Raw genomic sequence first — 4005 nt, 5'->3', positions numbered from 1 at the left:
GGCCATGTAGTCGCGGGTGACCGGCAGCGTGTCGTTCTTCTTGGCGAGCTGGATCTGGAAGATCACCAGGTCCTGCCAGCGGAAGGCGGCCTCCGAGGCGGCGAGATAGAATTCCCACATGCGGCAGAAGCGTTCGTCATAGATCGCCTTGGCCTTGTCGCGGTTGGCGGCGAAGCGCAGGCCCCAATGCTTCAGCGTGTCGGCATAATGCAGCCTGAGCATCTCGATGTCGGTGACGACGAGGCCCGACTTTTCGATCGCCGGCATGACTTCGGAAAGCGCCGGTATGTAGCCGCCCGGGAAGATATATTTGCGGACGAAAGCGCTGGTCGCCCACGGTACGCCGGAACGGCCGATCGTGTGCAGCAGCATCACGCCATCGGGCTTGAGCAGCGTCGCCGACTTGTCGAAGAAGGTGCGGTAGTGGTTGACGCCGACATGTTCGAACATGCCGACCGAGACGATGCGATCGAAGCGCTCGTTGAGCGAGCGATAATCCTTGAGGTCGAAATGCACCCTGTCCTGCAGCCCTTGCACATGGGCTCGGTCGGTGGCGACGCCGTGCTGCTCGGTCGACAGCGTGACGCCTTGCACATCGACGTCGAAGGCCTTGGCGAGATAGAGGCCGAGCCCGCCCCAGCCGGAACCGATGTCGAGCACCGTCTGGCCGGCCTTCAGTCGGAGCTTGGCGGCGATGTGCCGCTTCTTGGCCGCCTGCGCCTCGTCCAGCGTCATGTCGGGCTGCTCGAAGTAGGCGCAGGAATACTGCATGTCGTCGTCGAGGAAGAGCCGGTAGAGATCGCCGGAGAGATCGTAGTGGCGCTGTACGTTGCGGCGTGAGCGCGACGCGGTGTTGATCTGCTGCAGCCGGCGGAAGGCGTGGCGCAGGCCTTCGATCGCCTTCGACCATGTCGCGTCGATGCCGCCGCTGCCCATGTTCTGGAAGGCAATGCGCATCACCCCAAGCACGCCGCCTTCGAGGATATCGAGTTCGCCGTCCATATAGGCTTCCGGTACCGCCAGCATCGGATCGAAGCTGATGGCGCGTTCGGCGTGCTTGGTCCTGATGTGCATGTGCACTGGCTCGCCGCTGCCGTCGCCGAAGACCACTGTCGAGCCCTTCGGCCCGGTCACCTTGAGATTGCCGGTGCGCACCAGGCGGTCGAGAAGGCGCTTCAACAGAATATTCATGACCAAATGTCCCCAACGTCAGACAGGATGGCCTGGCGCAGGGTCCCGAAATCGCAGTCGATTTCGCGCGGGGATCATGCGCCAAGTCAAAGGACTACGACGTCCTTTGTGCGTCCAAAGGACGCGCGACGCTGTAGTCTGCATCAAGATATAGGGGTTCGGAAAGTTCCATTTGGTATAAAAATGCCCGGGCGCGAGGCCCGGGCATTGGTCCAGTCGAAACCGGAGAGCGACAAGGCGTTTTCGAGCACCGCCGCGGCGCTCGATTGTGCCAGGTCAGGCGTTGTCTTCGCCGCCTTCGAACTCGGCGTTCGGGTCGAAGAAGTTTTCCGGCCGCGCATTGTCGTTGATGTCGTCGCCATAGATGGCTTCGGCCGTCGTCAGCGTCTCGCCCTTGGCCTGACGTTCGGCCTCGTCCGCGGTGCGGGCGATGTTGAGCGTGATCGTGACCTCGACTTCCGGATGCAGCGCGATCGCCACATTGGTGAGGCCGATGGTCTTGATCGGATGGTTGAGCTGAATCTGGTTGCGGTTGACCGAGAAGCCTTCCGCCGTCAGCAGGTCGGCGATGTCGCGGGTCGACACCGAGCCGTAGAGCTGGCCGGTCTCGCCGGCCGAACGCACGGCCACGAAGCTCTTGCCGTCCAGCTTTTCGGCGACCTGCGAGGCTTCCGACTTGCGCTCGAGGTTACGCGCTTCGAGCTGGGCCCGCTGGCCTTCGAACTTCTTCTTGTTGGCTTCGTTGGCGCGCAGCGCCTTGCCCTGCGGCAACAGGAAATTGCGGGCGAACCCATCCTTGACCTTGACGGTGTCGCCCATCTGGCCGAGGCGGGAAACGCGTTCGAGAAGAATGACTTCCATGGTTTTGTTCCTTCGTCTTGGCGTCGATCGCGGGGATCGGCGCCGGATTGATCTGGAACAGGTCAGGAAGCAAAAGGGGCGTTGCCGCCGTGTCGCTGTCCTGCCTGTCGCGGCAGTTAGAGGCTTTCGGCCTCAACCCGGGATTTGATGTCCACCCTGCGGCGCCCGTCGCCGTGGGGAAGAAGCGGGCGGCTGGCCGCCCGCTTCGGAAGTCTTAGCGAACCACGTAGGGCAGCAGGCCGAGGAAGCGGGCGCGCTTGATCGCCTTGGCGAGCTCGCGCTGCTTCTTCTGGCTGACGGCGGTGATGCGCGACGGCACGATCTTGCCGCGCTCGGAAATGTAGCGCTGCAGCAGACGCACGTCCTTGTAGTCGATCTTGGGCGCGTTGGCGCCGGAGAACGGGCAGGTCTTGCGGCGGCGATGGAACGGGCGCCGGGTCGGGATCTGGTTGATGTCGACCATTATTCTGCACCCCCTTCAACGCCTTCACGCGGGCGGCGCGGACCGCGCTCGCCATCGAAGCTGCGCGGCGGACGATCGCCACGGTCGCCGCGATCGCGGTCGCCGAACGAACGCGGGCCGCGGTCGCCACGGTCGCGGTCGCCGAAGCCGCCGCGCTCGGAGCGCTCTTCGCGCTTCTGCATCATCGCGGACGGACCTTCCTCATGCGCCTCGACCTTGACGGTCAGGAAGCGCAGCACGTCCTCGGACAGGCCCATCTGGCGCTCCATCTCGTTGAGCGCGGCCGGCGGGCAGGTCAGGTCCATCAGCGTGTAGTATGCCTTCCGGTTCTTGTTGACCCGGTAGGTGAGGGACTTCAATCCCCAGTTCTCGACCCGGCCGACGGACCCGCCATTCGCGGTGATGACGCCCTTGTACTGTTCGACAAGCGCATCGACCTGCTGCTGCGAGAGGTCCTGCCGGGCAAGGAACACATGTTCGTATAGAGCCATAGTGTATCGGTGCCTTTCTTCGTTTCTCTCCCGGTTCCTCGCGGCTAAAGCCTCTGCAACTTCTCTGACCCGCGAAGCGGGGAAGAAAGGAGCATGACGAGACGGTCGAGAGCGGAGACACGGGAGGCGGAAGCGCTTCTGGCTTCACACGCGGGTTTTCGAGAAAACCCTCGGCCCTCCGTTCAGCCCCCAGCAAGGACCGGCAGATTGCGGGCGTCTATACAGGAATTCCCCAGGAAGGCAAGGGAGAGTGCGTTTCAAGCAGGGGTCCTTGCTGTCGCAGTTCTGAAAAGCCGCAGCACTCAGCTCGTATGGGCAACGACCTTGTCGACCGTCTCGGGGAAGAAGTCGGGCGCGGCGTTTCGCTTGCCGAACATCATGTCGTATTGCAGCAGGCGGAAATCGTTGATCGCAGGGTCGATCTTCTTCTGCCGCGCCCAGTCGGGCGTCGCCGCGCCGGCCGGCGACAGCAGAAGGTTGCGGTCGACGACGCGGTAGCGCTCGCGCAGGGCGCCGAGGAAGCCGGTATAGTAGGGATGCGTGATCCCGGCGGTGGTCAGGATGTGGTAGGGCAGGAAGGCGGGGCTCACCGCGCCCACGTCCTCGGCCGGGCCGGTGCGGTTCGACCAGATGATCAGCGGCGTCTGGTGGTGCTCGAGCGCCGCCTCCGGCGCTTCCTTGCGCGGCGCGACATTGTCCTTGAGGAAGCCGGTCTCGACATAGACCGGCCCGAGCGGCGGCAGGTGGTCGCCGAAGAAGGCGATCACCGTCGGCCGCTCGCGCTTCTTTGCCCATTCGACCAGGCGCTGCAGGCCGCGGTCGGCGTCAGCGGAGCCTTCAGCATAGCTCAGCAGCGATTCCCGCGCCCAGGAACTGATCGGCGCGGCGACCTTGTGGGTCGGATTGTAATAGCGGTACGGCTCGTAGGGCCCGTGGTTCTGCAGGCTGACGGCAAACAGGAAGACCGGGTCTTCGCTGGCGTCCGCCTCGCGCATGATC

Annotated in this window: 5 protein-coding genes; all 5 read right to left on the bottom strand. The window is 64.0% G+C overall.

What is annotated here, in order from left to right; genetic code table 11:
• The coding region (locus tag EN742_RS26990; RefSeq protein ID WP_148670280.1) for a cyclopropane-fatty-acyl-phospholipid synthase family protein at positions 1–1191 on the bottom strand (1191 nt) is incomplete at its 3' end.
• A gap of 276 nt (positions 1192–1467) precedes the next feature.
• The gene (gene rplI / locus EN742_RS26985; RefSeq protein WP_127285613.1) at positions 1468–2052 is read right to left on the bottom strand and encodes a 50S ribosomal protein L9; all 585 of its coding nucleotides are present in this window, start codon (positions 2050–2052) and stop codon (positions 1468–1470) included.
• A 214-nt stretch (positions 2053–2266) separates the two neighbouring features.
• Complete coding sequence (rpsR, locus tag EN742_RS26980) at positions 2267–2515, bottom strand: 30S ribosomal protein S18 (RefSeq protein ID WP_006203718.1); 249 nt, start codon at positions 2513–2515, stop codon at positions 2267–2269.
• Complete coding sequence (rpsF, locus tag EN742_RS26975) at positions 2515–3006, bottom strand: 30S ribosomal protein S6 (protein ID WP_126055655.1); 492 nt, start codon at positions 3004–3006, stop codon at positions 2515–2517. The genes rpsR and rpsF overlap by 1 nt, the downstream gene beginning before the upstream one ends.
• Positions 3007–3308: 302 nt before the next feature.
• A partial coding sequence (locus EN742_RS26970) for a sulfatase-like hydrolase/transferase (RefSeq protein WP_148670279.1) occupies positions 3309–4005 on the bottom strand: 697 nt, incomplete at its 5' end.

This window comes from Mesorhizobium sp. M4A.F.Ca.ET.020.02.1.1, assembly GCF_004022645.1.
Lineage (GTDB): Bacteria > Pseudomonadota > Alphaproteobacteria > Rhizobiales > Rhizobiaceae > Mesorhizobium.
This window is presented reverse-complemented; position numbering and strand designations above follow the sequence as displayed.

Excerpts from the sequence above, each read along its gene's own strand:
- rplI (WP_127285613.1), bottom strand. The coding sequence starts at position 2,052 with ATGGAAGTCATTCTTCTCGAACGCGTTTCCCGCCTCGGCCAGATGGGC.
- rpsR (WP_006203718.1), bottom strand. The coding sequence starts at position 2,515 with ATGGTCGACATCAACCAGATCCCGACCCGGCGCCCGTTCCATCGCCGC.
- rpsF (WP_126055655.1), bottom strand. The coding sequence starts at position 3,006 with ATGGCTCTATACGAACATGTGTTCCTTGCCCGGCAGGACCTCTCGCAG.